We start from the raw sequence: 25135 nt of genomic DNA on the forward strand, positions 1-25135 counted from the left end.
ATGATCAGCTCACCATTATTAATTGTCAAGATAATTCAATTCATTTCACCCCGCTGCACAATTGCTCATGCAATCAACATTGCAGGCGCGGTTCGCTCACTGTGCGCCAGGTTGAATTTCAAATCTGCAGTCTCGGTGGCCGTCATCGGCGCGCCGGCTGCCGTTGGAGCCATTGGAACAACGCGGCGTTTATTTATTGCCGATGCACGCAAGCGAATATGTGCAAGCCTGCCCCGCAAAAAAACAATCTGCACACCATGTAAATATCGTCGCCATACGCTGATAGAAACAGACTCTCTGTCACCATCAATGTTAAGATAATTTAGATTCCACAATTAAATTAAAAAAATTAAACATTATTAATAAAAATATATTTGATAATTTTTCAGCCGGATATAAGCGCAACAGGCAAAAACCGGCAAGCGCAAACCGTCAGATATCGCCTGCCCTTTTCGCATCCAGGCAACCTGATTCGCGATACCGTGGAAGCGCTGTTTTCCACGCTTGCCGGAAGCTTATCCAGCCCAGGTATCACCGCTTTCAAGATCAGCGCTGCTGCAGCGGCCGCACCGCGCGCCGGACAAAATCTTTACCCTGCGCACGGTATAATCGGCCTCGCTTACTTCAACACCCAGGCACGACATGACTTCCTCCGCACTTCCTCCCGATACTTCCACCGACATTTCCGACAGCACTGAAGACAATAACGACGCCACCCTGGTCGCGGAACTGGGGGAACTGGCCGAGCATATCCGCCTCGTCAAGATGGAAGGCCGCGTCTTCGTGCGCTTTTCCGGCGTCGTCAAGGCGGGCCACCTGGTGGTGCCATATGCGCTGGTACCAAGCCAGGGCGTGCTGGCGCGGCCGGCCAAGTGGCGCAAGATGGACCGCGAGACCAAGCTGGCCCTGGTGCGCGAACGGGCCAGCGCCGCCGTCTTCGAGGAGCTGCGCCAGCACGTGATCGATTTCGTCGCCGATATCGCGGGCTTGAGCGAGGACGTGGACACGGACCCGATGGTCTTCCTGCACACACTGGCCGACATGCAGACGTCGGAGCCGGCCGGCATGGTGTTCGACCGCATCCGCCAGCGTTTCAATCACGCCATCGAGCGCCAGCAGGAAGAACAGCATGCGGCGCGCACGCGCCAGAGCATCAACCTGGCAGAATATCCCGCCTCGTTCGAGATGGCGCGCCGCCTGCCGCGCCGCTTCGTCGCCCTGCTCGGGCCCACGAATTCCGGCAAGACGCACCGCGCCATGGAAGCGCTGGTCAAGGCAAAGAGCGGCATCTACCTGGCCCCCTTGCGCCTGCTGGCCCTGGAAAACTACGAACGCCTGCAGGAAGCCGCGCCGCACGGCAAGCCGCTGGCCGTGAGCCTGATCACGGGCGAGGAGCGCCGGGTCGTCGACGGCGCCACGCACGTGGCCAGCACGGTGGAAATGCTGGACACGAAAACCGTCGTCGAAGTGGCCGTCATCGATGAAATCCAGATGCTGGCCGACCCGGACCGGGGCGCCGCATGGACGGCGGCCGTCTGCGGCGCGCCCGCCCACACCGTCTACCTGGTGGGGGCGCCCGAAGCGCGGCGCGCCATCGAGGCGCTGGCCGAGCGCCTGGACTGCCCGCTGGAGGTGCATGTCCTGAAACGCATGGCGCCCCTGTCGATGGAGCCTACGGCCGTGCGCAAGGTGCGCAACCTGCGCCGCGGCGACGCCGTCATCGCCTTTTCGCGCCGCGAAGTGCTGATGTGGCGCGACATGATCACGGAAACGGGGTTGTCGGTGGCCACTGTGTACGGCAACCTGTCGCCGGAAGTGCGGCGCGCGCAGGCGCAGCGCTTCCGCGACGGCACGGCCGATATCGTCGTCGGCACGGACGCGCTGGCGATGGGCCTGAACATGCCGATCGCGCGCATCGTCATGACCACCTGCGTCAAATACAATGGCCGCGAGGAGGAAGAGATTTCGGCCGCGCTGGCGCGCCAGATCGCCGGGCGCGCAGGCCGCTACGGCGTGCATGAAGAGGGACTCGTGGCCGGCTACGACAACGAGACGCATGAAGTGATGCGCGCGCTGCTGAAGGAAAAACTGCATCCGCTGAACACCAGCGGCTTTGCCGTGGCGCCGTCGCTGGAACACCTGCACCGCATTTCATCGGTGACGGGCGAGCTGTCGCTGTCGAAACTGCTGCGCCGCTTCATCCACAATATCGACGTGCCGGATGGCTTTTTCTTCCCCCGCATCACGGAAGACCAGAAAGAGCGCGCCATCTGGCTCGACACCCTGCCCCTGTCCGTGACCGACAAGTTCACCCTGTCGCTGGTGCCGATATCGAGCAAGGTGCCGTCCCTGCAAACGGCGTGGGAACACTGGGCGAAGAATCTGTCGCAGGGAAAAACGTCTACCTTGCGCCAGCACGCGTATGGCGGCGGCACGCAGAATCTGCAGCAGGTGGAAGACACGTGTCGCTACTATTCCGCGTATGCGTGGCTCAGCTACCGCCTGCCCGAATTCTTCCCCGATATCGCCGTGGCGCAAAACCTGTCGCGCGATGCGTCCGAGCGGGTCGATTCCATCCTGCGCGCGCACAATGCGGCTTCGCGCGGACGTTCGAAGAAGTTCAAACAAGCGTAGAAAGCAAGCGTCAACGGAGTGGCCAGAACCAGACCTCGCCACACTCCCAGTAGCATTCGGTGCCGCACTCCTTGACGCCGATGGACGGCAGCAGGATATCGATATGCCCGCCCGCGCCGCCCAGGTAGCCGGGGATGCGGAAGAAGGCGACGAGGCCCTGGCGCTGGCCGATGCCGGCGATGGCGGCATTCCTGGCGAATTTTTCGGGCGCGCCGAACATCGACGGGCTGGCCAGCATGTGCGCCAGCTTGGCCTGTCCCGGTTCGATCAGCGCGCCCTTGAACGGCCCCTTGCGGATGGCCATGCGGCCCCTGACCTGGACGCCGGCCTTGATCAGGGCCAGGCTGACGCGGATGGCGCAGGTATTGGCAAAGCTGTCCTTGCCGATCAAGTCTTCCCAGCCGATTTCGCCGAACAAGGCCGCCTGGTCGACGGCCGCCACGCTCGAGTAATTTTCACGCAGATTGATGAATGCGGGTTTCACGCCGGCCTCCCGTTGCCCCTGGACGATAGGGAACCTCAGGCCGATTGTAGGAGGATGCGGCAGCCCCCGCACTGAGCGAGGTCAAGCGATATGCATTACGGTTTGCCCGCCTCGTAATGCAGTTTCAACACCAGCCCATTATGGTCATCGGCCATATAGATATCGCCATCCTGCCCCTGCTTCACGTCGACAGGAGCGCCCCTGCCCTGCTTGCCCTTGCGCTCCCAGTTGCCGATCAACTCGACGGACTTGCCCAGCGGCGCGCCGGCCTTGTCGGGCAACAGGGCCACCAGGCGGTGGCCATTGCTGCGGTAGCCGTGGTAGCCGATGATCAGGCTATTCTTGTACAACGCCGGGTAGCGGCTGGCCGTGTAAAAGGTCATGCCCAGCGGCGCGGCGTGGCCGGGCAGCAGGCGCTGCGGCGCCGCATACTGGGCGTCGCAAGCCGTCTTCGGATACTCGGGACTGGCGACATTGTCGTCGTAGCAGTACGGCCAGCCATAGTGCCGGTCGGCCTTGATCAAATTGAGTTCTTCATGCGGCAGGTTTTCGTCGCTTTTCAGCTGCGGCATGGCGGCCTGGATGGCATCGCGCGAGTTTTCCGCCTGCCACAGCTCGCCCGTGGCCGGATGGAAGGCCAGCGCCATCGAATTGCGCAAGCCGCGCGCATGCGTGCGCCAGCTCGTCACCGTGCCGGCCGGCCACGCCATCGTGTATTCGCGGATGGCGCCCAGCGCTTCCAGGCCTTCCGCCGATGGACAAGCCTTGGCCGGATCGGGCGCCTTGCCGTCGTTCTCGCAATGGTCGGTACTCGACCCCACGTTCACATACAGGTCGCCCTTGGGGCTGAAACGCATGTTCGTCAGCAGGTGCAAACCGAGGCCCGGCAGGCGCGGCGTCTTGGCCGTGCCGCCGATCACGTCGGTGATGGCGCGGGCCGGATCGCGCAAGTCGAAGCGGAAGATGCGCCCCACCTCGCCCACGTAGACCATGCCGTCCGGTCCCTGCACGATGCCGTTCGGGCGATCGAGCTTGTCGAGCAGCAGCTTGCGCTCGTAGCCGCCACCGGCCGCCTTGGGCTGCAACAGCCACAATTTACCCTGCTTCGGCGCCCATCCCGCCATGTCCGTGACGACGATGTCGCCATTCGTCAGCGGCAGCACGCCGCGCGGGAATTTCAGGCCGTCGGCCAGCACGGCCACGCAAAAGCCGGCCGGCGTGGTGACGTCGAGGCGCGGCATGCCGTCGCACTGGGCGCCGGTCGCCGCCTGGGCGGGCGCCAACACGGTGGACATACAGGCTGCCAGGGCGCCCGCAAGCATTTTCTTGTTCATGGTCTCACTCCATCAGGGGTAATCGGGGCATCACGGCGCGCGCGTTGGCGCTGGTGGCAAGCGCCACTTGCGCAATATCAAGGCCGCGCAGTTCGGCCAGCACGGCGCCGATGCGCGGCAATTCTTCGGGGCTGTTGCGGCCAGGGTGGATCCAGCTGGGGGAAATGTCGGGCGCGTCCGTCTCCAGCACGATGGCTTCCAAAGGCAGGTCGGCGGCCATGCGGCGTATCTGCAGCGCGCGCGTAAACGTCATGGCGCCGCCAAACCCCAGCTTGAAACCGAGGTCGATATAACCTTGCGCCTGCTGGAAGCTGCCGTTGAAGGCATGCGCGATGCCGCCGTTCGGGCGGATCTGGCGCGCATGTTTGAGCACGATATCCTGCGAGCGGCGCACGTGCGTCAAGACTGGCAAATCGAAATCGCGGGCAATCTTCAGCTGCTCGCGCAGGAAATGCTCCTGTTTGGCGCGCATGGCCGGTTCGCACAGCATGGGAATGAAGAAATCGAGGCCGATTTCGCCGATGGCGACAAAACGCGGGTCGGCCATGGCGGCTTGCACGGCCTCGCGCAGGGCGATCAAATCGTCGTCCGTGGCGTGCGGCACGTAGATCGGGTGTATACCAAGGGCATAGCAGGCGTTGGGCGCCGTTGCCGCCAGATCGCGCACGATGCTGAAATTGGCCCGTTCGACGGCGGGAATGACGATCATGCCCACGCCCTGCTGCTGCGCGCGCGCCGCCACCTGCAGCGATTCGCTGCCGAATTCATGCGCGTCGAGGTGGCAGTGCGTGTCGATCCACATGGCGAATTCCTAGTATTGGTACGGCTGCAGCCCTTCGTCCGTCAGGCGCAGCACGCGGTCGCAGCGCTTGGCCAGCTCGATATCGTGCGTGACGATGACGAAGGCCGTGCCCAGGGTGCGCGACAATTCCAGCATCAGGTCGAAAATCTGTTCGGCCGTGGCGTGATCGAGGTTGCCCGTCGGTTCATCGGCCAGCACGCAGGCCGGCTGCGTGACGAGGGCGCGGGCCAGGGCCACGCGCTGGCGCTCGCCGCCCGACAATTCGCCCGGCGTGTGCGTGACGCGCTTGGCCAGGTTCACGCGCGTGAGGATCTGCTGCGCCAGCTCGGTGGCGGGCGCGCGCTTCATGCGCCGTATCATCAGCGGCATGGCGACGTTGTCCAGCGCGGAAAACTCGGGCAGCAGGTGGTGGAACTGGTAGACGAAGCCCAGCGAGGCGTTGCGCAAGTCGCCGCGCGCCTTTTCGCTGAGGGTGGCGAAATCCTTGCCCAGCAGGGTCACCTTGCCGCTGGTGGGCGTATCGAGTCCGCCCAGCAGGTGCAGCAGGGTCGACTTGCCCGAGCCGGAAGCACCGACGATGGCGACGCGCTCGCCGCGGTGGACGTCGATGTCGATGCCGGCCAGGACCTGCACCTTGTAGCTGCCCTGCGTGAAAGTCTTGCCCAGGCCGCGGCAGCTGAGGACGACGGAATCGGCGGAGGCGCCGTTGGAGGCAGGTTTGTTCAGATCGGTCATGGTCATAGTCAGTGGTTTATTCATAGCGCAGGGCTTCCGCAGGTTTCACGCGGGCGGCCCACCAGCTTGGGTACAGGGTCGCCAGGAAGGCGAGAATCACGGCCAGCACGCCGATCTTGGTGACGTCGGGCCAGCGCAGGTCGGACGGCACGGTGCTGATGAAATAGATGTCCTTGGAGAGGAACTGCACGCCCAGCAGGTGCTCGATGAAGGGCACGATGACGTCGATGTTCATGGCCACCAGCACGCCGCCGCCCACGCCCAGGATGGTGCCCAGGATGCCCACCAGCGCGCCCTGGATCATGAAGATCTTCATGATGGAACGGGGCGATGCGCCCAGGGTGCGCAAAATCGCGATATCGGCCTGCTTGTCCGTCACCGTCATCACCAGGGTCGAGACCAGGTTGAAGGCGGCCACCGCGATGATCAGGGTCAGAATGATGAACATCATGCGCTTTTCCGTCTGCACGGCGGCGAACCAGTTGGCGTTCAGCTTGGACCAGTCGCGCAGCCACAGGTCGCCCGGCATGGATTTTTTCAGCTCCGCCGCCACTTGCGGCGCCTGGTTCATGTCGGCCAGGCGCAAACGCAGGCCCGATGGACCGTCCAGGCGCAGCAAGCGCTGGCCGTCTTCGATATTGATGAAGGCCAAACCCGCGTCGAATTCATTGTGGCCCGCCTGGAAGATGCCGCTGACGGTGAAGCTGCGCATGCGCGGCAGCACGCCGGCAGGCGTGACCTGGCCCTGCGCCAGCATCAAGGTGACTTTTTCTCCCAGGTTGACGCGCAGCGCGCGCGCCAGTTCGATGCCCAGCACGATATTGAAGGTGCCCGGCTGCAGCGCCTTGAAGCTGCCCATGCGCGTCTGGCCGGCCACGTCGGAGACGTTCGGCTCTTCCTCGGGCAGCACGCCGCGCACGATGGCGGGGCGCAGCGCATCGTCGCGCAGCAGCATGCCTTGCGTTTCCACAAACGGCGCGGCGCCTTTCACGGCGGGATTCTTGAACGCCTGCGCCGCTTCGGCGCGCCAGTCCGGCATGCTGCCGCTGTTGTCGAACACTTCCACGTGGGCCAGCACGGACAGCATGCGGTCCGTCACTTCCTTCTGGAAGCCGTTCATCACGGACAGCACGACGATCAGCGCCGCCACGCCCAGGCCGATGCCGGCCATGGAAATGAGCGAGATGAAGGAGATAAAACTGTTACGGCCACTGCGCTTGCCGGCCCGCGTGTAGCGCAGGCCAACCAGCCATTCGAAGGGCAAATTCTTGAAAATACTCATTGTTCAGGCGGTCTTTATCGTTTCTTGGAGTGTTATTCGTAGCGCAGCGCCTCGGCCGGTTTGACGCGCGCGGCGCGCCAGCTCGGGTAGATGGTCGCCACCAGCGCCAGGCCAAAGGCGATCAGGCCGATCTGCGCCACGTCCAGCCAGTGCACGTCCGACGGCACGGCGCTGATCTGGTAGATTTCCTTCGAGATGAAGTGCAGGCCGAAGATGCCTTCGATGAAGGGCACGATGACGCCCACGTTCAGCGCCAGCACGACGCCGCCGATCACGCCCAGCGCACTCCCCAGCAAGCCAACCAGCGCGCCCTGGATCATGAATATCTTCATGATCGAGAACGGCGAGGCGCCCAGGGTGCGCAAAATGGCGATGTCGGCCTGCTTGTCGGTGACCGACATGACCAGGGTCGAGACGAGGTTGAACGCGGCCACGGCGATGATCATGCTGAGGATGATGAACATCATGTTCTTCTGGCTTTGCACCAGCGCATACCAGCTGGCGCTGGCGCGCGACCAGTCGCGCATCCACAGCTGGCCCGGCATCGACGCTTTCAATTCGCGCGCCACCTGCGGCGCCTGGTTCATGTCGTGCAGGCGCAAACGCAGGCCGGACGGGCCGTCGAGCTGCAGCAGCTGCTCCGCATCCTGCATGTTGACAAACGCCAGGCTGCCATCGAGTTCATTGTGGCCGGCCTCGAAGATGCCGGCGACTTTCAGCGCGCGCATGCGCGGCATGACGATGCCGTTGGCCGGATCGCCCGCCTTCGGCTCGCGTTCCAGCATCAGGGTGACGTTCTGCCCCACCTGCACGCCCAGCGCCTTGGCCAGGTCGATGCCCAGCACGATGTTGTACGAGCCGGGCGTGAGGTCCTTGAAACTGCCCTGCTTCATCTGGCTCGCCACGCTGGAGACGGTGGCTTCCTGCTGCGGCAGCACGCCGCGCACGACGGACGGGCGCATGGTTTCGTCGTTGAGCAGCATGCCCTGGGTTTCCACGAACGGCGACACGGCTTTCACTTGCGGGTTGGCGTAGGCGGCGCGCTCCTGCGCCTGCCAATTCGGCATGGAGCCGCTGGTATCGAACACCTCGACGTGGGCCAGCACCGACATCAGCCGGTCGGTGACTTCCTTCTGGAAGCCGTTCATGACGGAGAGGACGACGATCAGGGCGGCCACGCCCAGGCCGATGCCGGCCACGGAAATAAGGGAGATGAAGGAAATGAAGCTGTTGCGGCCGCTGCGCTTCCCGGCACGCGTATAGCGCACGCCAACCTGCCACTCAAAAGGAAATTGTTTGATGATGCTCATGCGCTCCCGCGACAACGTAATATGCGAGCGCGCAGTGTGCCACACAAATGACACTCATGCGTGAAACACATCACCGTGGCGCGACTTTTCCCGCGCCCGCCGTCAAGGGAAAAAGCGCGGGAACTACTCCCCCACCGCCACAATCGCCTACAATCTCGGGATGAATCAACTTACCCTCGTCCTGCCCTTCGCCTTGCCCAATGCCGAACTGGCTGCCGACCTGCTCAAGGTCTTGCAGGCACCCGCCCTGGCGGCCCTGCTGTCGCGCACCTCCACTTGCAATTTGGAAACTTTTGACAACGCCAACCGCCTGCTGCCGCACGAAGCGTGGCTGGCGCATGCCTTGACCCTGTCGCCCGCGCCCAACGGCAAGGCGGCGCAGGCGGCCTTTGCGGCCCAGGCCATGCGCGGCTACGGTCTGGCGCCGGAACCGGGCGCGCGCTACTTCCTGCTGCAGCCGGCCCACCTGGCCATCGCCCGCAGCCATATCAGCCTGGAAGACTTGCGCCAGCTCAAGCTGAGCGAGGCCGATGGCCGCACGCTGTTCGAGACGGCGCGTCCGTATTTCGACGAAATCGGCCAGCCCCTGGCGTATGGCGACGCGGGCACCTGGTTCATGCGCGCCGATGGCTGGAGCGACTTGCAGTGCGCCACGCCGGACGCCGCCACCACGCAAGACCTGTCCGTGTGGATGCCGGAAGGCGAGCATGCGCGCGCCGCGCGCCGCCTGCAGAACGAAGTGCAGATGCTGTGGCATGAACATCCCGTCAACGCGGCACGCGAAGCGCGGGGCTTGAAAGCCATCAATTCCTTCTGGATCTGGGGCGGCAGCCTGGCTGCATCTGCGCCTGCGCGCTGCGCGGCCAGCCTGCATACGAAAGACGCACCGGGCTGGCTGGCCGCGCTGGCGGAACCGGCGCAGCGCGATGCCAGTCCAAACAGTGTGCTGGCAAGCCAACAGGATGCGATTGTCGTGCTGGGCGGATTGACCGAAGCGGCGCAGGCGCAGGAATGGGGCATGTGGCTGCAACAGTTGCAAGCGCTGGAGGCGGACTGGTTCGCGCCCCTGCTGGCGGCCCTCAAGGATGGCCGCCTGGGCCAGCTGCGCCTGGTGCTGAGCCACCGCGACGCCTGGCTAGCCTGCACCACCAGCAAGCATGCGCAGCGCAAATTCTGGCGCGCGATTACCCTGAACAAGTTGAAAACATCATGACCCGTACCCGCATCGCCACCCGTCCCTGCCCCTACCGCGAATCCGAACTGCTGCGCCAGGGCGGCATCCACCCCGTGCTGGCCCGCTTGTACGCGTCGCGCGGCCTGTCCGACGCGAAAGAGCTCTCGATTGAGGCCAAGGACTTGATACCGCCGTCCGGCTTGCTGCACATCGGCGCGGCCGGCGTCTTCCTGGCCGACGCCATTGCTGCCAAGAAACGCATGGTCATCGTGGCCGACTACGACTGCGACGGCGCCACCGCCTGCGCCGTCGCCATCCGCGGCTTGCGCGCCATGGGCGCCGACGTCGACTTCATCGTGCCCAACCGTTTTGAATACGGTTACGGCCTGACGCCGGAAATCGTCGAACTCACCGCCCGAGAAAAGTCGCCCGACATCATCATCACCGTCGACAACGGCATCGCCAGCATCGACGGCGTGGCCGAGGCCAACCGGCGCGGCATCCAGGTGGTTGTCACCGACCACCATTTGCCGGCCGACACCCTGCCCGACGCAGCCGTCATCGTCAACCCGAACCAGCCCGCCTGCGGTTTCCCTAGTAAACATCTGGCGGGCGTGGGCGTCGTGTTCTACGTCTTGCTGGCCTTGCGCGCCGAGCTGCGCCGGCGCGGCATCTTCGATGCGCAAACGCAACCCAAGCTCGACAACCTGCTCGACCTGGTGGCGCTGGGCACGGTGGCCGACGTGGTGCGTCTCGATACGAACAACCGCATCCTCGTCGCGCAAGGTCTCAAGCGCATGCGCAAGGGCAATATGCACGCGGGCGTGGCCGCCCTGTTCCGCGTGGCGGGCCGCGAAGCGCGCAGCGCCACGCCGTTCGACCTGGGTTTTGCCCTGGGACCGCGCCTGAATGCGGCCGGCCGCCTGCAGGACATGTCCCTGGGCATCGAATGCCTGGTCACGGACGACGAAGGCCGCGCCTGGGCGCTGGCCCAGCAACTGAACGACATCAACCTGAAGCGCCGCGAAATCGAGGCGGAAATGCAGGATACGGCCCTGCTGCACCTCGATGCTTTCGAACCGGCCAACAGCAGCACCATCAGCGTCTTCGATGAATCCTGGCACCAGGGCGTGATCGGCATCGTCGCTTCGCGCCTGAAGGAAAAGTTTTATCGTCCGACCATCACGTTCGCACCGGGCGCGGACGGCTGGATCAAAGGTTCCGGACGCTCGATCCCCGGCTTTCACTTGCGCGACGCGCTCGACCTCGTGTCGAAACGGGCGCCCAGCCTGATCGACAAGTTCGGCGGCCACGCCATGGCGGCGGGCTTGACCATCCGCGCCGACGCCTTCGACGCCTTTTCCCAGGCCTTCGAAGCCGTAGGCCAGGCCTGGCTCAGCCAGCAACAGCTGGAACGGGTGGTGGAAACGGACGGCCCGCTGGAAGACGCGTATTACACGACGGCCTTCATCGAGCTGATGGATGAGCAAGTGTGGGGCCAGGGCTTCGCCCCGCCCGTCTTTTGCGACGAATTCCGCGTCGTCAGCCAGCGCATATTAAAAGAGCGCCATTTGAAACTGTTGCTGGAAAAGAACGGCGTGCGCTTCGACGCCATCTGGTTCGGCCACACGGACGCCCTGGGCGAGCGCACGCGGGTCGCCTTCCGGCTCGATGCGAATGAATACAATGGCACGACCAAAGTACAACTCATGGTGGAGCACGCCGAGCCTGCGTAGTGACACCTGACACCACCTACTGCGCGTCGGCATAGGTCGCCTGCGATGCTCACCGTACTGGAAGTACGGTTGCGCTTCTCGACCACCTCTTCCTTCCGCTCGCTACGGTTGTGTCAGATGTTGCGACGTTTGCGGTCTTATTGCTGTGTCTCATGTTTACCTGCAGCAATGTCGCATCAAACCACTGCGGAAGCTGGAACCGGCCTCCACTCCACCTGAAAGCAGCCCCATGTTGACCGGCCTGAACCACCTCACCCTGTCCGTGCGCGACCTGGCGCGCAGCATGGCCTTTTACCGCGACACCTTGGGTCTGCACCTGCATGCGCGCTGGGACAGGGGCGCGTATCTGTCGGCCGGGGATTTGTGGCTGTGCCTGTCGCTGGATGGACAGGGCACGGCCGCGCTGGCCAGCCCCGCCTATACGCACTATGCGTTTTCCATTGCCCCGGAAGACTTCACCGCCTTTGCCGCCCGCCTGCGCGCCGCCGGCGTGCCCGAATGGCAGCAAAACCGCAGCGCCGGCGATTCCCTGTATTTTCTCGACCCGGACGGCCACCGGCTGGAAGCCCATGCTGGCAGCCTGGCGCAGCGGCTGGCGGCCTGCCGCGCAGCGCCGTATCCGGGCATGGTGTTCGAGGATTGAGACCGGAAAGATCGCATATTTAGCAAATTCGTTAGATTCATTAGAAAACAAAAAGTGCAAGCGCCGTTGCCGTGAAAAAACACTGTCACGCCTCGGTATACCCTTGATAACCTTGCTTTTAAGACTTAATCAGCCTGACAAGATTCCATCCATCAATAGGCAAATTTGCCACATTTTATTGCATAAATAAAAATATTGATTGAAAATAGTTAACACTTATTTGGCAAATTCGCTAAAATCGATGACGCATCAGAAAATTCCCAATGATGCATGATCAGTTTTGAGGGCAAACCCGTCGAAAGGCGGGGACGCAAAGCCACCGGCCTACCGCGCGCAAGCGCCACGGCAGCGGGGCTGCCAATGCAGGGCCGGGACCGCCAGCGCGCGGCGCCAGCCTGGAAGCATTGTCGAGATGTGGCCCTCGCCCAACTCGGAGAGTTTCGCCATGAAAAAAATCATTCCCCCGCATCACCGTCACGGGCGCCTGCTGCTGGGCGCCACAACCGCCCTCCTGCTGGCCGCTTGCGGCCCCGGCCAGGAGACTTCCACGCCGCCTGCCGCCATCGCCACGGCCGCGACACAGTTCACTGTCGAGGTGCCCGTCGTCCCCGCCGCCGTCGGCGCGCTGGTGGTGCAACCGATGTTCCATGCAGCCCCGGCCCTGCTCGATGCGCCCGATGGGCGCGACAGCGCCAACAGCAGCGGCTCGGCCCACTGGCGGCCGCACTTGCAAAACGTGCCCGGCGCCATGCGGGAAATGACCACGCGCCGCCTGACGGCGCAAAAAATCGCCGCCTCGGAACAGGCGGCACAGGATATCGCCCCCTTGCTGGACGGCGGTGCGGGCGACATCGCCGCGCCCATGGCCGGCAGCAGCGTGGTGGCGACCTATTCTCCCGCGCAAATCCGCGCCGCCTACGACTTGCCCGCCCTGCCGGCGGCCGGCACGGCGCTGACGCCAGCCCAGGCGGCACAGCTGGGCGCGGGACAGACCATCTACATCGTCGACGCCATGCACAACCCGAACGCGGCGGCCGAACTGGCCATCTTCAACCAGAAATTCGGCTTGCCCGGCTGCACCACCAAGGCTATCGCCACGAATGCCACCCTGCCCCTGCCGCCCGCCCCGGCCAGCGGCTGTGAATTTTCTGTTGTCTACAACACGCCATCGAGCACCATGACGGCCACGGCGCCCGCGTATAACTCAGGCTGGGCCATGGAAATCGCGCTCGACGTGCAGTGGGCGCATGCCACGGCGCCGCTGGCGCGCATCGTGCTGATCGAGGCGCCCGACGCTTCCATCAACAGCCTGCTGGGCGCCGTACGCCTGGCCAACCAGATGGGGCCTGGCGTCGTGTCGATGAGCTTTGGCGCCGCCGAAGGCAACTGGACAGCATCCGTCGACAGCGCCTTCACGGGCAAGAACATGAGCTACCTGGCCGCCACGGGCGATTCGGGCAGCGGCGTGTCCTGGCCGTCCGTGTCGTCCAACGTGCTGGCCGTGGGCGGCACCACGCTCAGCTACAGCGGCAGCGGCGTGCGCAGCGAAACGGCCTGGTCCGGCACGGGCGGCGGCATCAGCGCCTATACGGCACTGCCCGCCTACCAGACGGCCAGCGTGCCCGGCCTGACCAACTTGCTGCGCCGCAACGTGGCCGACGTGGCCTTCAATGCCGACCCCGCCACAGGCCAGTACACGGCCGTGATGACACCCGGCAGCAGCACCGCCAGCTGGCTCAGCATCGGCGGCACCAGCCTGTCCACGCCGCAATGGGCCGGCCTGGTCGCCATCGCCAACGCCAGCCGCGCACTGCAAGCGAAGGCGGCACTCGGATTGCCGCACAACATCTTGTACGGCCAGATCGCCAGCGTGCCCGGCACCTTCGCCAGCAGCTTTGCCGACATCACGCGCGGCAGCAACGGCACGTGCAGCGTGTGCACGGCCAGGGTCGGCTATGACCCGCTGGGCGGCCTGGGCACGCCGAACGTGAAAAGCCTGCTGGCCGGCCTGTCGGGCACGCAGATTGCCCCCGCCGCGCCCGTGGTGGCGCCGGCCAGCATCAGCGGCGCGGCCGGCAAGCCGCTATCGTTCACCGTCTCGGCCACCGCGGCCAATCCCCTCAGCTACACCATGCTGGGCGCGCCGGCCGGCATGAGCATCGCCGCCACGGGCGTGGTCAGCTGGGCCGCCCCCGTCGCGGGCACGTATGCCGTGACCATGGTAGCCAAGGATACCGTCAGCGGCCTCAGTGGCCAGGGCGTGTACGCCATCGTCATTACCCCCGTCGCGCCGCCCGTCGTCGGCGCCGGCGCCATCACGGGCAAGGTTGGCACGGCCCTGGCGTTCAATGTCAGCGTCTCCGCCCCCAACCCCGTCAGCTACACGCTCGCCGGCGCGCCGGCCGGCATGACCATCAGCAGCGCCGGACTGGTGAGCTGGGCCGCCCCGGTGGCCGGCACCTACGCCGTCACCGTGACGGCCACGGACAGCAAGACTGGCCTGAGCGGCAAAGGCATCTATACGGTGGCCATCGCCGCCCCGCTGCCCCCCGTCGTCACGGTAGCCAGCGTGAGCGGCAAGCCGGGCGTGGCCCTGTCGTTCGCCGCCACGACGGTGGCGCCCAACCCCGTCACCTACAGCCTGTCGGGCGCGCCGTCCGGCATGGCCGTCAGCGCCGCCGGCGTCGTCAGCTGGGCCAGCCCCGTGCTGGGCAGCTACAGCGTGACCGTCATCGCCAGGGACAGCAAGACGGGTTTGACGGGCCAGGCCGTGGCCACGGTAAAAATCGCCGCCGCCGGCCCCACGATCAGCGCCGCCGCCATGACGGGCGTGGCCGGCAAGGCCATGAGCGGCAGCATCGTGCTGACGGCGCCCGGCGCGAACGCCCTGTGGATCTCCATCCTCGGCGCGCCGCTGGGCATGCAGTTTTCCATGAGCGGCATGACCATCACGGCCAGCTGGCCGCAACCGGTGGCCGGCAGCTATGCGCTGAAGATCGTGGCGCTGGACAGTAACGGCTTGACGGCGCAGCTCACCGTGCCCGTCACCGTCACGGCAAGATAAACGAACGGGGCCCGCCAACGGGGCGCTCCGGGACTCCCGTCCTGGCGCGCCCCGTTTTGCATGCGCGCGGCCATTGCAACGAATCCAGAAAAGGAGTATAAATAGTCCATATACAGAGTTTTAACGAAGGACATGCCATGAACCTCGCCTACGCCTACCCCAAGAGCCGCTTCGAGCCGGCCGTGCTCGTCGACCTGAATGCCAAAGCCGAGCGCGAGCGATTGTCGCAAGCGGCCTTGAAAGGGTTTTTCAAGCTGGCCGCCGCCTGGAAGCTGCGCGACGACGATGCGCGCGAATTGCTGGGCGGCCTGTCCAGCAGCGCCTGGTACGAGTGGAAGAAGCACCCGGACCGCGTGCTGGAAGTGGACCGCATCACGCGCATTTCCTATTTGCTGGGCATCTACAAGGCCTTGCACATCCTGTACGGCGACAAGCTGGCCGACGAATGGGTGAGTTTGCCCAACAAGAATCCCATCTTCGGCGGCCGCACGCCCCTGTCGCAGATGCTGGCCGGCGGCTTGCTGGCCATGCAGACGGTGCGCAAGCTGCTCGACGCGCGCCGCGGAGGGCTGTGATCGTGCCTGCCGCCCCGAATGAGCACCTGCCGCCGCTGGCCGCCTTGCGCCAGATCGACACTTGCCGCCTGATTCCCTCGCGCTTCGCCGACATGGAAGACTCCGTGCTGGCGCCCCTGGCCGAGAACGACGATCACCTGCGCGAGCTGTTCGAGCTCGACAACGCGACCAACGCGCGCCTGGTGGCCGAGTACGGCGGCGCGCCAGGAATTGGCGTGGACGAGCTGGTTTTTGGCGTGCCGCACTTCCGTATCATCAACGCCGCCTACACGTATGCCCGCCCGGAAGGGGCGCGTTTCAACGATGGCGAACGGGGTGCCTGGTATTGCGCCTTCGACATGAAAACGGCGCTGGCCGAGATCATTTTCCACAAGACCGTGGAATACCAGGAAATCGATTATTTCGACGACAGCGTCAACTACCAGTCGCTGCTGGCCGATTTTTCCGCCAGTTTCCACGACTTGCGCGGCCAGCAGCGCTACCAGGCTTGCCTGGATCCGGCCAGCTACATCGCCTCGCAAGACCTGGCCGCCATCCTGCTCGAAGCGGGCTCCATGGGCGTCATCTTCCCCAGCGTGCGTCACGCCAGCGGCACCAACCTGGCCTGCTTCCGTCCTGCCCTGGTCGGCAATGTTCGCAAAGGCGCCGCCTATCGGTTAACATGGCGGGGTACGCCGACGCCGCTGGTGGAAGCCTTGCCAGGCAAATAAACCGCGCGCACCGGCACCCGACTCACCGCAACCTGATATTTCGCATGCAAACCAATCCTGAAAAAGACACCGAACTGCGCCTCAAAGTGAACAGCGAAACGGCCCGCCTGGCCTGGAGCGAGCTGGAAAAGCATTTCGCCCAAGGCAACGTCGTCTGGGTCGCCAATGAACTGGACCTGGTCGAAGTGGCCGTGCGCATCTCGCACGACGACAAGGCCACCATCACGCAATGGATGGTCGATGGCAAGGTCGCCAAGGTGTCGGACCAGCAGGCGCTGGACTGGCAGGCGGCCGATGCCGCGCTGTGGGCCGTCGTCGTCAGCCCGTTCATTCTGGTGCAGCAGGAAAAGCCCACCAAACACTGATGCCTACAGGCTGCGCTCGAGCATCAGGCGCAGCGCAACGCTGCCATCGAGGGTCGTCACGCTGTCGCTGCGGCCTGCATCATCCCCCCAGGATTGCCCCTGCACCTGTTGCTGGTGCAGCAGGTTGGCCGCCGACAGGCGCACGCGCGTTTTCGCGTCCGGCTGCCACAGCGCATACGCGTCGAGCGTGCGCCGCACGCCCGCATGGCTGCCGGCGTGCGCATCGAGCCGCGCCAGGCCGCCCGTCTGCACGTTCAGATTGCCGCCCATGCTCATCCCCGGCGAGCGCCGGTAATCGAGTCCCAGGTTGAGCGTGACCGGCACCTGGCTGGCCAGTCGGTTGCCGGGACCCGGCACGGCGGCGACCTTGGACCAGTTGCGCCCCGCATTGGCGCGCACGTCGACGTCGGGCGCCTGCGCCCACCAGGTCCGCACGGGAAATTTCACATCCAGCTCGATGCCGCGCACCATGGCCACGCCATTGTTGAACGGGCTGGCCGTCCAGACGCCGTCGTGCAGGAACAGGCGCTGCACGGTAACGTCGCTGATGCGCCGCGTGAATGCCGACAGGCTGGCCACGCCGCTCTTGCCAAAATAGCTTTCATACGCCGCGTCCAGCCCCCACGCCAGTTCCGGGCGCAGGTCGGGATTGCCCTGGAAATCGGGATTATTGGCACTGTTGCCATTGTTGACGGTATAGCGGCGCGGCACCAGGTTGCGCGTGGTGGGCGCCTTGTAGGTGCGCGCCAGCGCCAGCCGCAGCTGGTCGCGCTCCTGCTGCGGCAACTTCCACAGCAGCTGCGCCACGGGACTCCAGACGCTGGCCCGCGTGCGCACTTCGCTCAAGGTGCGGCCCTCGGTCGCCGTCTGCAAGCCCTCCCAGCGCACGCCCGCATACATTTGCAGGCGCGGCGTCACCTCCCATTCATCCTGCGCATACAGGGCTAGGCGCCGCACGTCGGCCGTGTAGTCTTCATCGAGCGCATACGGCGCACCGCCGGCAAGATACGTGTCGCGCTGGCGGCGCGACTCGCTGCGGCGTATCAGGCTGCCATCCCAGCCCAGGCTCAGGGCGTGGCCGCCACCGAGCCGGCCCAGGTACTTGCCGCTGCTGTTGACGCTGTCGTCGACAGCGTCGGAAACCACGCCGCGCAGCAGCAGGGGCGCGCCAGCGGCCGCCTCGCCATGGAAAACATAATCCGTGTCGCGCCGGTTGTGGTTGACGCCCAGCCTGGCCGTCAGCTTGCCCACCGCCCCCAGCGCATGCGCCCAGCTCACATCGCTGCGCGCTGAAAACACGCTGGCTTGCGAGGTGGCGCCATTGCGCGGATAACTGGAGGCCGCCCCCAGCAAGGTCGTTTCGCGCGCCACGCCGTCAAACCCCGTGCGGTACCAGTCCAGCAGGCTTTGCCAGGTGATGGTGTCGCCCTTGTCCAGGGTCCAGTGCAGGCGCGGCGTCAGGCTGGCCTTGTTGACGGACGAAGCATTGCGCGTGCGCGTTGTACGCTGCGCCAGCAGCGTGCCGGTGGCATCTGCGCTTGTTTCAGTCATCCTTCCCGCCACATCGTCGGCCGTGCGCTCCAGAGCGCCCGTCAGCGCATAGGCGAAACCGGACAGCTTGTCCGCCACGCGCAGCGACGCGGCAGGCTGCCAGCGGCCATCCTGCCGGCCCGTGCCCAACTTCCCTTCGCGCTCGGCGCCGCTGGCGCCCTTGCGCAAGACCACGTTGATGCTGCCGGCGACGGCTTGCATGCTGTATTCGGCCGTCGCGCTGCGCAAAATCTCGATGCGCTCGATCATCTCGGGTGCGATCGATTCGATGGAAAAACCCGGTGGCGCGGGGTCGCCGTTGATCAGCATCTGCGTGTAGCCGGCCCCCAGGCCCCGCATGCGCACCTCGCCGCCGACGATGGAGACGCCGGGCTGGCGTTTCAACGTCGCGGCCAGGCTGCTGTCGCCATATTGGGCCAGGTCGTCGCGGCTGACGATGATCTTCGCGGCCGTGTCGTCGCGCCGCTGCTGTACGCCGCTGGCGGCGGTAATTTCAACCTTTTGCAGCGGCGCATCGTCGGCGCAGGCCGCGGCGGGCAAGAGCAGGAAAAAAAGCGGGGATAAAAGCGGAGGGAAAAGCGGGGAAAACGGGCTGGCGCTGCGCATGATGCCTTTTTCTACACTGCGGATTGGGAAGCGCAGTGTAGAGGATTTGACAATGCGCAGCAAGCGCATTGTCCAGCCATGTTCAATGCCCGCCGCCCAGGTAAGCCGCGATCACCTTCGGATCATTTTTCAGGCTTTCCGCCGGCCCGTGCACGGAAATGCTGCCGTTTTCCAGCACGTAGCCGTAATCGGCCACGTTCAGGGCGGCGGCGGCGAATTGCTCGACCAGCAGCATGGTCACGCCTTCCGCCTTCAAGCGCGTGATGATGCGGAAGACTTCTTCCACCAGAATCGGCGCCAGGCCCATCGACGGCTCGTCCAGCAGGATCACTTCCGGGTTCAGCATCACGGCGCGGGCCATGGCCAGCATTTGCTGCTCGCCGCCCGACAAGGTGCCGGCCAGCTGGTCGCGCCGCTCCTTCAGGCGGGGGAACAGTTCCAACGCCTTGTCCAGGTCGCCCTTGATGTCGCCTTTCGGGCGCGCCCGCGTAAAACGGGGGAAGGCGCCCAGCAGCAGGTTGTCCGTCACCGACATCGAGGCGAACACCCTCCTGCCTTCCGGCGAATGGGCCAGTCCCGCGCGGGCGATGCGGTGCGAATCGAGCCCCGTGACATCCTTGCCGCCCAGGGTGACAGTGCCGGATTTGGGTTTCAGCATGCCGGAAATGGCGCGCATGGTGGTGGTCTTGCCGGCCCCGTTCGAACCGATCAGGGTCACCAGCTTGCCTTTCGGGACGTCGAGCGAAATGCCGTGCAAGACTTCGACTTTGCCGTAGGCGGCGTGCAGATTGTTAATGGTCAGCATGGTCTTCCTCTCAGTGCGCCGCTGGCGCCAGGGTTTCGGCGCTGCCGCCCAGGTAGGCTTCGATCACCTTCGGGTCACCCTGCACGGCACTCGGCACGCCTTCGGCAATCTTCTGGCCGAAGTCCAGCACCGTCACCACGTCCGACAGGGCCATCACCACGTCCATGTGATGCTCGATCAGGATGATGGTGATGCCGTGCTCGCGGATCTTGCGGATGATGGCCATCAATTCCTTGATGTCGGGCGCCGTCAGGCCCGCCGCCGGCTCGTCGAGCAACAGCAGGCGCGGGTTCAGGCCCAGCGCACGGCCGATTTCCAGCAGCCGCTGCTTGCCGTACGGCAAATTGCGCGCCTCTTCGTTGGCCAGGTCGGCCAGGCCGACGAATTCGAGGATGCTGGCGGCCCGCTCGCGCGCCGCCTTCTCTTCGCGCTTGTAGCGGGGCGTATGCAGCATCACGTCCAGCACGTTCGATTTGAACGTGTTGTGCAGGCCCACCAGCACGTTTTCCGTCGCCGTCATCTCGCCGAACAGCTGCACGTTCTGGAAGGTGCGCGCCACGCCGCCCAGCGCGATTTCGGACGGCGTGCGGCCGGAGATCACCACGCCGGCAAATTCCACCTTGCCCGCCGTCGGCTTGTAGATCCCCGTCAGCACGTTCATCATCGTGCTCTTGCCCGAGCCGTTCGGCCCGATCAAGCCGTGCACGGAACCTTGCGTGACGTTCAAGTCCACCTGGTTCAGCGCTTTCAGGCCGCCGAACTGCATCAGGGCCTGGTCCACGCGCAGCAAGGTCGCGCCCTGCTGCCCGCCCTGGGCGTGGTCGAACGGCGCCACGCCGTGCGAAGCGACGGCTTCCACATGGCGCCGGCCCTTGCCGATAAAGCTCATCAGGAAGCCGACGATGCCGTCCTGCAGGTAGTACACGACAAATAAGGTCATCAGGCCGAAGATGGTCAGGCGCCAGTCGACCATGTTTTCCAGCTTGTACGAATACGCGGCCAGGCCGATGGTGGCCACCAGGGGCACGAGCACGCCGCGCACGGTGGAGCGCTTCTTCGCCAGCATGACGATGGAACCGATCACGCCCAGCACGGCGGCGCCGACGGCGATCTTGCGGAACAATTCGATGTCCGACAGCAGGCTGGGCAGCATGACGACGATCAGGGCGCCGATCAGCGCGCCGGAACGCGTCTTGCGTCCGCCCATGATGACGGCCAGCAGGAACAATATCGTCAGCTCGAAGTTGTAGGTATTGGGCGAGATGTATTCTTCCGAATACGCATACAGGCTGCCGGCCAGGCCCGCGAAACCGGCGCTGATGACGAAGGCATACACCTTGTAGCGATACACGGACACGCCCATGCAGTCCGAGGCGATGGGGCTGTCGCGCAAGGCTTCGAAGGCGCGGCCCAGGTTCGACTTCAAAATGCGGTGCACCACCACCAGCGAGATCACCAGCAGCGCGGCGACCATGTAGTAGTACTCGACCTCGGAAAGCTTGTGGCCGAACAGGACGGGCTTGTGGATCTTGATGCCCATCGGCCCTTCCGTCAGGAAGCTCATTTCATTGATCAGGATTTGCACGATGGTGCCGAAGGCCAGGGTCACCATCGCCAGGTAGGGCCCCGTCACGCGCAGGGCCGGCAAGGCCAGGATGGCGCCGAAGACGGCCGCGCCCAGGATGCTGGCGGGGATGGCCAGCCAGAACGGCGCACCCAGCTTGAACACCAGCACGCCCGTGGCGTAGGAGCCGATGCCGAACAGGCCAGCGTGGCCCAGCGACACCTGCCCCGTGTAGCCGACGACGATATCGAGACCGAACAGCAGGATGGCATAGATCAATATGGTCTCGGCCAGGTGGATGTAATATGGGTTCGGAATGACGATGGGGAACAGCGCGAGCACGGCCAATCCCGCCGCGCTCAACGCCAGCATGGTGATTTTCTTGTTCATGTCGTCCTCAGACTTTCTTGATCGCGGCTTTGCCGAACAGGCCGGACGGCTTGATGGCCAGCACCAGCAGCAGGAGCAGCAGGCCAGGCACTTCCTTGTAGCCGGTGGAGATGTAGTAGCCGGTGGTCGTCTCGGCGATGCCCAGGATCAGCCCGCCGACGATGGCGCCCACGCCCGACGTCAGGCCGCCGATGATGGCCACGGCAAACGCTTTCAAGCCCAGCGAAGCGCCCATGGTCGCGCCCGTCAGGGTCAGCGGCGCCACCAGCACGCCCGCAAAGGCGGCCGTGGCCGATGACAGCGCATAGGAAAAGGTGATGACCATGCCCGTGTTGATGCCCATCAAACCGGCCGCGTCGCGGTCGTTGGCCGTCGCCACGACGGCCTTGCCATAGATCGATTTGCGGTTGAATACTTCCACGGCCAGCATGATGGCCAGTGCGCCGACGATGACGGCCACCTGCATCTGCTGCACGTTGGCGCCGAATACCTGGAACGGCGCGGCCGACAGCGGCGACGGGAACATCAGGTCATCCTTGCCCCAGATATTTTCCGCCACATTCTTGAAGATGATGGCCAGCGCGATGGTCGACATGATCCAGCCGAATTCGGACTTGATCTTGATGGCGGGCCGCACGCCTATCCATTCGACGAACACGCCCTGCAAGGCGCCGAAGACGATGACGATGGGGATCATCAGCAGATAGCTCATGTACGGCCCGCCATGGATGGTGCCCACCAGGGAGAGGCCCACGAGCGCGCCCAGCATCAGGGATTCGCCCTGGCCGAAATTGAGGGTGCCGGAAGTGGCAAAGGTCAGCTGGTAGCCGAAAGCGATGACGGCATAGATCATGCCCAGCGCGATGCCGCTGAAGACGAGCTGCAGGAAGATTTCCATGGTATTCCCCGGAAGACGAAAGATGAAAAAATGGCCAGTCCTGATTCCTCAAGGCTGGCCACTGCGCGGCGACTGTCCGCCAGGCTTATTTCGCGAGGACGACCTTGCCGTCCTTGACTTCGCCAAACACGGTCAGGTCGGCCGTGATCGCTTCATGGTTGGTCTTGCTGAACGGTTTGTTGTAGGTGGTGACGGCGCCTTCCACCTTCTCGTTCAGGTTTTCCAGCGCGGCGCGCACTTTCGGGCCGTCCGTGCCGCCCGCCTGCGTGATGGCCGCGGCCAGCAGGTAGATGGAATCGTAGCCTTGCGCAGCCGACACGGCCGACGGCATGCGTCCGCCCGATGGCTTGTAGGCGGCCACGTAGGCGTCGATGAAGGCCTTGCGCTTCGGCGTGCTGGCGTCCTGGATGAAGGTTTGCGGCATGCGCGTGCCGTTGCCGTTCTTGCCCGCGTTGTCGATGAAGTTACCCATGGCCAGGGTCCAGCTGCCGATCAGCGGCACTTTCCAGCCCAGTTTTTCCATGCCGTTGGCGATCTGCGCCAGTTCCGGGCCGATGCCGTAGGTCAGCACGACTTCCGCCCCCGCCTGCTTGGCTTTCAGCAGCTGGGCCGTCATGTCGACGTCCTTGATGTTGTATTTTTCCACGACAACGGGCTTGATGCCCTTCTTGTCGAGCGCCTTTTCCAGGTCTTCACGGCCCAGCTGGCCATAGTTGGTGGAGTCGGCCAGGATCGCCACTTTCTTGAACTTGCGGTTTTCGATCGCCTCATGCACGATCATGCCGGACTGGATGGTGTCATTGGCAGCATTGCGGAAGATGTAGTTTTCCGGCTGGTCGGCGAATTGCTTGGTGACGATGGAACCCGTCGCCACATTGTTCATGACGGGAATCTTCGCTTCCTGGTAGAAGCGCTGCGAAGCGAGGGCCACGCCCGTGTTGATGTAGCCGACGGTGGCGGCGACCTTTTCCTTGTTGATCAGCTCCTGGGCGATCTGCACGCCGCGTTCGTTCTTCGCTTCGTCATCGCGCTCGATGAGCAGCAGGGAACGGCCCAGCACGCCGCCTTTGGCATTGATTTCAGCGACGGCCAGCTTGACGCCGTCGCGCATCGACACGCCCATCGGCGCGGAACCGCCCGTAAACGGTCCGGACACGCCAATCTTGATGGGGTCGGCTGCGACTGCCGCCTGCGAGAAACCCAAAACCAAACTTGCCACGAGCAATTTCTGTTTCAAATTCATTGTCATCTCCTCTGATACAACGTTTTTAATGCCACTTATTTTTATAGTCGTACGCTGGATAACCGCCCCATCGATAAATCATTGTAGGTGAGTAAACATGCACCAGCAACAACTACATATGACGCGTCGCAACATGCGGAAAAGCCGCAATTGCAGGCCTGTTGTCAGTCTTTTGTAAGGAAAATATGGCGCAAATTGACACAGGTGCTACACCATGACACACGATGCATATGTCTGATCTGCGTCAAAAGTATGGCGATGCAATGGTGATATGGTCATTGAACCAGGGTCAACCGGCCATGGCGGCAATCCCTTCCCTACCATGGAGACCCTATGCGCCAGCCCATGACAAGCATCTGCGCCTGCCTGCTGATCGCCGGCATGAGTAGCGCCTGCAAGAACTTCACGCCGGTCGACAAGTTCGCGGGACAGACGGTGGCGATAACGAAAGTATTCAAACCCATGCTGACGCACTCCATGAGCAGTTGCACCAATAATGTACGGCGCAACAGCATCATCACCGACCGCCCCTACGTTGCGCAGGAAACGGAACAGGACCTGCTCCGGCGCTGCAAGGACTATGCGGCGCAATTGGCGGGCACAGCCGAACTGAACGATGTATTGAAACGCTACGCGGAAGTACTTGCCGCGCTGGCCAACGACAAGCTGGCGAACTACAAGGAGGAGATCGGCGCCCTTGGCGGTTCGCTGGGCGCCTTGCAGCAGTCCGGCGGCACGGCGCCGGTGCTCGACGCCGACCAGCTGGACAAAGTCACGCGCCTGAGCGCACTGATCAGCCAGATCGTCACGCAGCAAAGACAGCAGTCGGGAATCAACGAACTGCTGGCGCGCGAAGACGATATTTATATCATCAGCAATGCGCTGAAAAAATATGCGCAGCAAAACTACCAGGCCAATCTGCACGACGAGAGCCTGACGCTGGCATCCCTGAATCGCTCGCTCGACAACGCTGCCGCCAGGGAACCCGTGACCAGCAACTATCTGAAGGCCAAGCTCTACCTTGACGGGCGGCAGCTGCAGGAGCGTGGCAAGGTCATCAACGCCTATCTTGCCGCCATGACGGAATTGCAAAACAGTCTCAGCACCTTGCGTGCCAAGTCCATGCAAGACCCGGCATTGGAGCGTCAACTGGACACTTTTGCCAAGCAAGTCGATACCCTGCAAAAACAGGCCGCCAATTATTCACCATCCCCCTGGTAGGAGTCGGAC

At 64.0% G+C, this 25135-nt stretch carries 21 protein-coding genes and 1 riboswitch; of the genes, 10 read left to right on the forward strand and 11 right to left on the reverse strand.

Annotation, left to right across the window (positions count from 1 at the left end):
• Nucleotides 1–321 carry a hypothetical protein gene (locus O3300_RS05050; protein WP_305052264.1) on the forward strand — a complete coding sequence of 107 codons (321 nt, stop codon included), beginning with the start codon at nucleotides 1–3 and terminating at the stop codon, nucleotides 319–321.
• A 321-nt stretch (nucleotides 322–642) separates the two neighbouring features.
• The gene (locus O3300_RS05055; protein WP_305052265.1) at nucleotides 643–2634 is read left to right on the forward strand and encodes a helicase-related protein; all 1992 of its coding nucleotides are present in this window, start codon (nucleotides 643–645) and stop codon (nucleotides 2632–2634) included.
• Between the two features lie 10 nt (nucleotides 2635–2644).
• Here the strand turns inward: O3300_RS05055 and O3300_RS05060 are convergent, their stop codons facing one another.
• The 6 genes from O3300_RS05060 to O3300_RS05085 all read right to left on the reverse strand — a co-directional run bounded on the left by O3300_RS05060 (nucleotide 2645) and on the right by O3300_RS05085 (nucleotide 8581).
• A complete protein-coding gene (locus O3300_RS05060) occupies nucleotides 2645–3118 on the reverse strand; it encodes a T6SS effector amidase Tae4 family protein (protein WP_305052266.1) in 474 nt (157 codons plus the stop codon).
• A gap of 95 nt (nucleotides 3119–3213) precedes the next feature.
• On the reverse strand, nucleotides 3214–4452 hold the full coding sequence (locus O3300_RS05065; RefSeq protein WP_305052267.1) for a sorbosone dehydrogenase family protein: 1239 nt from the start codon (nucleotides 4450–4452) through the stop codon (nucleotides 3214–3216).
• A gap of 4 nt (nucleotides 4453–4456) precedes the next feature.
• A complete protein-coding gene (locus O3300_RS05070; RefSeq protein ID WP_305052268.1) occupies nucleotides 4457–5254 on the reverse strand; it encodes a TatD family hydrolase in 798 nt (265 codons plus the stop codon).
• A gap of 9 nt (nucleotides 5255–5263) precedes the next feature.
• A complete protein-coding gene (gene lolD / locus O3300_RS05075; RefSeq protein ID WP_305052269.1) occupies nucleotides 5264–5989 on the reverse strand; it encodes a lipoprotein-releasing ABC transporter ATP-binding protein LolD in 726 nt (241 codons plus the stop codon).
• 16 nt (nucleotides 5990–6005) lie between these two features.
• Nucleotides 6006–7271, reverse strand: coding sequence for a lipoprotein-releasing ABC transporter permease subunit (locus tag O3300_RS05080; RefSeq protein WP_071076820.1), 1266 nt, complete (start codon nucleotides 7269–7271; stop codon nucleotides 6006–6008).
• A 32-nt stretch (nucleotides 7272–7303) separates the two neighbouring features.
• A complete protein-coding gene (locus tag O3300_RS05085; RefSeq protein ID WP_305052270.1) occupies nucleotides 7304–8581 on the reverse strand; it encodes a lipoprotein-releasing ABC transporter permease subunit in 1278 nt (425 codons plus the stop codon).
• A gap of 160 nt (nucleotides 8582–8741) precedes the next feature.
• Here O3300_RS05085 and O3300_RS05090 point away from each other — a divergent pair, with 160 nt between their 5' ends.
• From O3300_RS05090 to O3300_RS05120, 7 genes are all read left to right on the forward strand, one after another.
• Nucleotides 8742–9794, forward strand: a complete 1053-nt coding sequence (locus O3300_RS05090) for a hypothetical protein (RefSeq protein WP_305052271.1) — start codon at nucleotides 8742–8744, stop codon at nucleotides 9792–9794.
• A complete protein-coding gene (gene recJ, locus O3300_RS05095; protein ID WP_305052272.1) occupies nucleotides 9791–11491 on the forward strand; it encodes a single-stranded-DNA-specific exonuclease RecJ in 1701 nt (566 codons plus the stop codon). Before O3300_RS05090 ends, recJ begins: the two co-directional genes overlap by 4 nt.
• Nucleotides 11492–11720: 229 nt before the next feature.
• Complete coding sequence (gene fos / locus O3300_RS05100) at nucleotides 11721–12134, forward strand: fosfomycin resistance glutathione transferase (RefSeq protein WP_305052273.1); 414 nt, start codon at nucleotides 11721–11723, stop codon at nucleotides 12132–12134.
• Nucleotides 12135–12409: 275 nt separating this feature from the next.
• Nucleotides 12410–12496: riboswitch (cyclic di-GMP riboswitch) on the forward strand.
• Nucleotides 12497–12579: 83 nt separating this feature from the next.
• Nucleotides 12580–15198 carry a putative Ig domain-containing protein gene (locus tag O3300_RS05105; RefSeq protein ID WP_305052274.1) on the forward strand — a complete coding sequence of 873 codons (2619 nt, stop codon included), beginning with the start codon at nucleotides 12580–12582 and terminating at the stop codon, nucleotides 15196–15198.
• Between the two features lie 137 nt (nucleotides 15199–15335).
• On the forward strand, nucleotides 15336–15773 hold the full coding sequence (locus O3300_RS05110) for an MbcA/ParS/Xre antitoxin family protein (protein WP_071076812.1): 438 nt from the start codon (nucleotides 15336–15338) through the stop codon (nucleotides 15771–15773).
• 2 nt (nucleotides 15774–15775) lie between these two features.
• Nucleotides 15776–16483, forward strand: a complete 708-nt coding sequence (locus O3300_RS05115; protein WP_305052275.1) for an RES family NAD+ phosphorylase — start codon at nucleotides 15776–15778, stop codon at nucleotides 16481–16483.
• A gap of 44 nt (nucleotides 16484–16527) precedes the next feature.
• Complete coding sequence (locus tag O3300_RS05120; protein WP_251348370.1) at nucleotides 16528–16848, forward strand: DUF2288 domain-containing protein; 321 nt, start codon at nucleotides 16528–16530, stop codon at nucleotides 16846–16848.
• Between the two features lie 3 nt (nucleotides 16849–16851).
• Here O3300_RS05120 and O3300_RS05125 read toward each other — a convergent pair whose 3' ends face one another.
• The 5 genes from O3300_RS05125 to O3300_RS05145 form a co-directional block, all read right to left on the reverse strand.
• The gene (locus O3300_RS05125; protein ID WP_305052276.1) at nucleotides 16852–19005 is read right to left on the reverse strand and encodes a TonB-dependent siderophore receptor; all 2154 of its coding nucleotides are present in this window, start codon (nucleotides 19003–19005) and stop codon (nucleotides 16852–16854) included.
• An 82-nt stretch (nucleotides 19006–19087) separates the two neighbouring features.
• Nucleotides 19088–19810, reverse strand: a complete 723-nt coding sequence (locus O3300_RS05130) for an ABC transporter ATP-binding protein (protein ID WP_099667581.1) — start codon at nucleotides 19808–19810, stop codon at nucleotides 19088–19090.
• 10 nt (nucleotides 19811–19820) lie between these two features.
• Nucleotides 19821–21764, reverse strand: a complete 1944-nt coding sequence (locus tag O3300_RS05135) for an ATP-binding cassette domain-containing protein (protein ID WP_305052277.1) — start codon at nucleotides 21762–21764, stop codon at nucleotides 19821–19823.
• A gap of 7 nt (nucleotides 21765–21771) precedes the next feature.
• The gene (locus O3300_RS05140) at nucleotides 21772–22662 is read right to left on the reverse strand and encodes a branched-chain amino acid ABC transporter permease (protein ID WP_034782923.1); all 891 of its coding nucleotides are present in this window, start codon (nucleotides 22660–22662) and stop codon (nucleotides 21772–21774) included.
• Between the two features lie 85 nt (nucleotides 22663–22747).
• Entirely contained in the window at nucleotides 22748–23905 is a 1158-nt protein-coding gene (locus O3300_RS05145; RefSeq protein ID WP_046682990.1) for an ABC transporter substrate-binding protein, read from the reverse strand.
• Between the two features lie 345 nt (nucleotides 23906–24250).
• Here O3300_RS05145 and O3300_RS05150 point away from each other — a divergent pair, with 345 nt between their 5' ends.
• Nucleotides 24251–25126 (forward strand): hypothetical protein, encoded by an 876-nt coding sequence (locus tag O3300_RS05150; RefSeq protein ID WP_305052278.1) that lies wholly within the window; start codon nucleotides 24251–24253, stop codon nucleotides 25124–25126.
• Nucleotides 25127–25135: the final 9 nt, after the last annotated feature.

The sequence above is a fragment of the Janthinobacterium sp. SUN206 genome (assembly GCF_030587305.1).
GTDB classification, from domain to species: Bacteria; Pseudomonadota; Gammaproteobacteria; order Burkholderiales; family Burkholderiaceae_D; genus Janthinobacterium; species Janthinobacterium kumbetense.

What these genes read in the sequence shown, in the direction of transcription:
- O3300_RS05050 (WP_305052264.1), top strand. Translation starts at nt 1, where the DNA reads ATGATCAGCTCACCATTATTAATTGTCAAGATAATTCAATTCATTTCA.
- O3300_RS05055 (WP_305052265.1), top strand. Translation starts at nt 643, where the DNA reads ATGACTTCCTCCGCACTTCCTCCCGATACTTCCACCGACATTTCCGAC.
- O3300_RS05065 (WP_305052267.1), bottom strand. Translation starts at nt 4,452, where the DNA reads ATGAACAAGAAAATGCTTGCGGGCGCCCTGGCAGCCTGTATGTCCACC.
- O3300_RS05070 (WP_305052268.1), bottom strand. Translation starts at nt 5,254, where the DNA reads ATGTGGATCGACACGCACTGCCACCTCGACGCGCATGAATTCGGCAGC.
- lolD (WP_305052269.1), bottom strand. Translation starts at nt 5,989, where the DNA reads ATGACCGATCTGAACAAACCTGCCTCCAACGGCGCCTCCGCCGATTCC.
- O3300_RS05080 (WP_071076820.1), bottom strand. Translation starts at nt 7,271, where the DNA reads ATGAGTATTTTCAAGAATTTGCCCTTCGAATGGCTGGTTGGCCTGCGC.
- O3300_RS05085 (WP_305052270.1), bottom strand. Translation starts at nt 8,581, where the DNA reads ATGAGCATCATCAAACAATTTCCTTTTGAGTGGCAGGTTGGCGTGCGC.
- O3300_RS05090 (WP_305052271.1), top strand. Translation starts at nt 8,742, where the DNA reads ATGAATCAACTTACCCTCGTCCTGCCCTTCGCCTTGCCCAATGCCGAA.
- recJ (WP_305052272.1), top strand. Translation starts at nt 9,791, where the DNA reads ATGACCCGTACCCGCATCGCCACCCGTCCCTGCCCCTACCGCGAATCC.
- fos (WP_305052273.1), top strand. Translation starts at nt 11,721, where the DNA reads ATGTTGACCGGCCTGAACCACCTCACCCTGTCCGTGCGCGACCTGGCG.
- O3300_RS05105 (WP_305052274.1), top strand. Translation starts at nt 12,580, where the DNA reads ATGAAAAAAATCATTCCCCCGCATCACCGTCACGGGCGCCTGCTGCTG.
- O3300_RS05110 (WP_071076812.1), top strand. Translation starts at nt 15,336, where the DNA reads ATGAACCTCGCCTACGCCTACCCCAAGAGCCGCTTCGAGCCGGCCGTG.
- O3300_RS05120 (WP_251348370.1), top strand. Translation starts at nt 16,528, where the DNA reads ATGCAAACCAATCCTGAAAAAGACACCGAACTGCGCCTCAAAGTGAAC.
- O3300_RS05125 (WP_305052276.1), bottom strand. Translation starts at nt 19,005, where the DNA reads ATGCGCAGCGCCAGCCCGTTTTCCCCGCTTTTCCCTCCGCTTTTATCC.
- O3300_RS05130 (WP_099667581.1), bottom strand. Translation starts at nt 19,810, where the DNA reads ATGCTGACCATTAACAATCTGCACGCCGCCTACGGCAAAGTCGAAGTC.
- O3300_RS05135 (WP_305052277.1), bottom strand. Translation starts at nt 21,764, where the DNA reads ATGAACAAGAAAATCACCATGCTGGCGTTGAGCGCGGCGGGATTGGCC.
- O3300_RS05140 (WP_034782923.1), bottom strand. Translation starts at nt 22,662, where the DNA reads ATGGAAATCTTCCTGCAGCTCGTCTTCAGCGGCATCGCGCTGGGCATG.
- O3300_RS05145 (WP_046682990.1), bottom strand. Translation starts at nt 23,905, where the DNA reads ATGAATTTGAAACAGAAATTGCTCGTGGCAAGTTTGGTTTTGGGTTTC.
- O3300_RS05150 (WP_305052278.1), top strand. Translation starts at nt 24,251, where the DNA reads ATGACAAGCATCTGCGCCTGCCTGCTGATCGCCGGCATGAGTAGCGCC.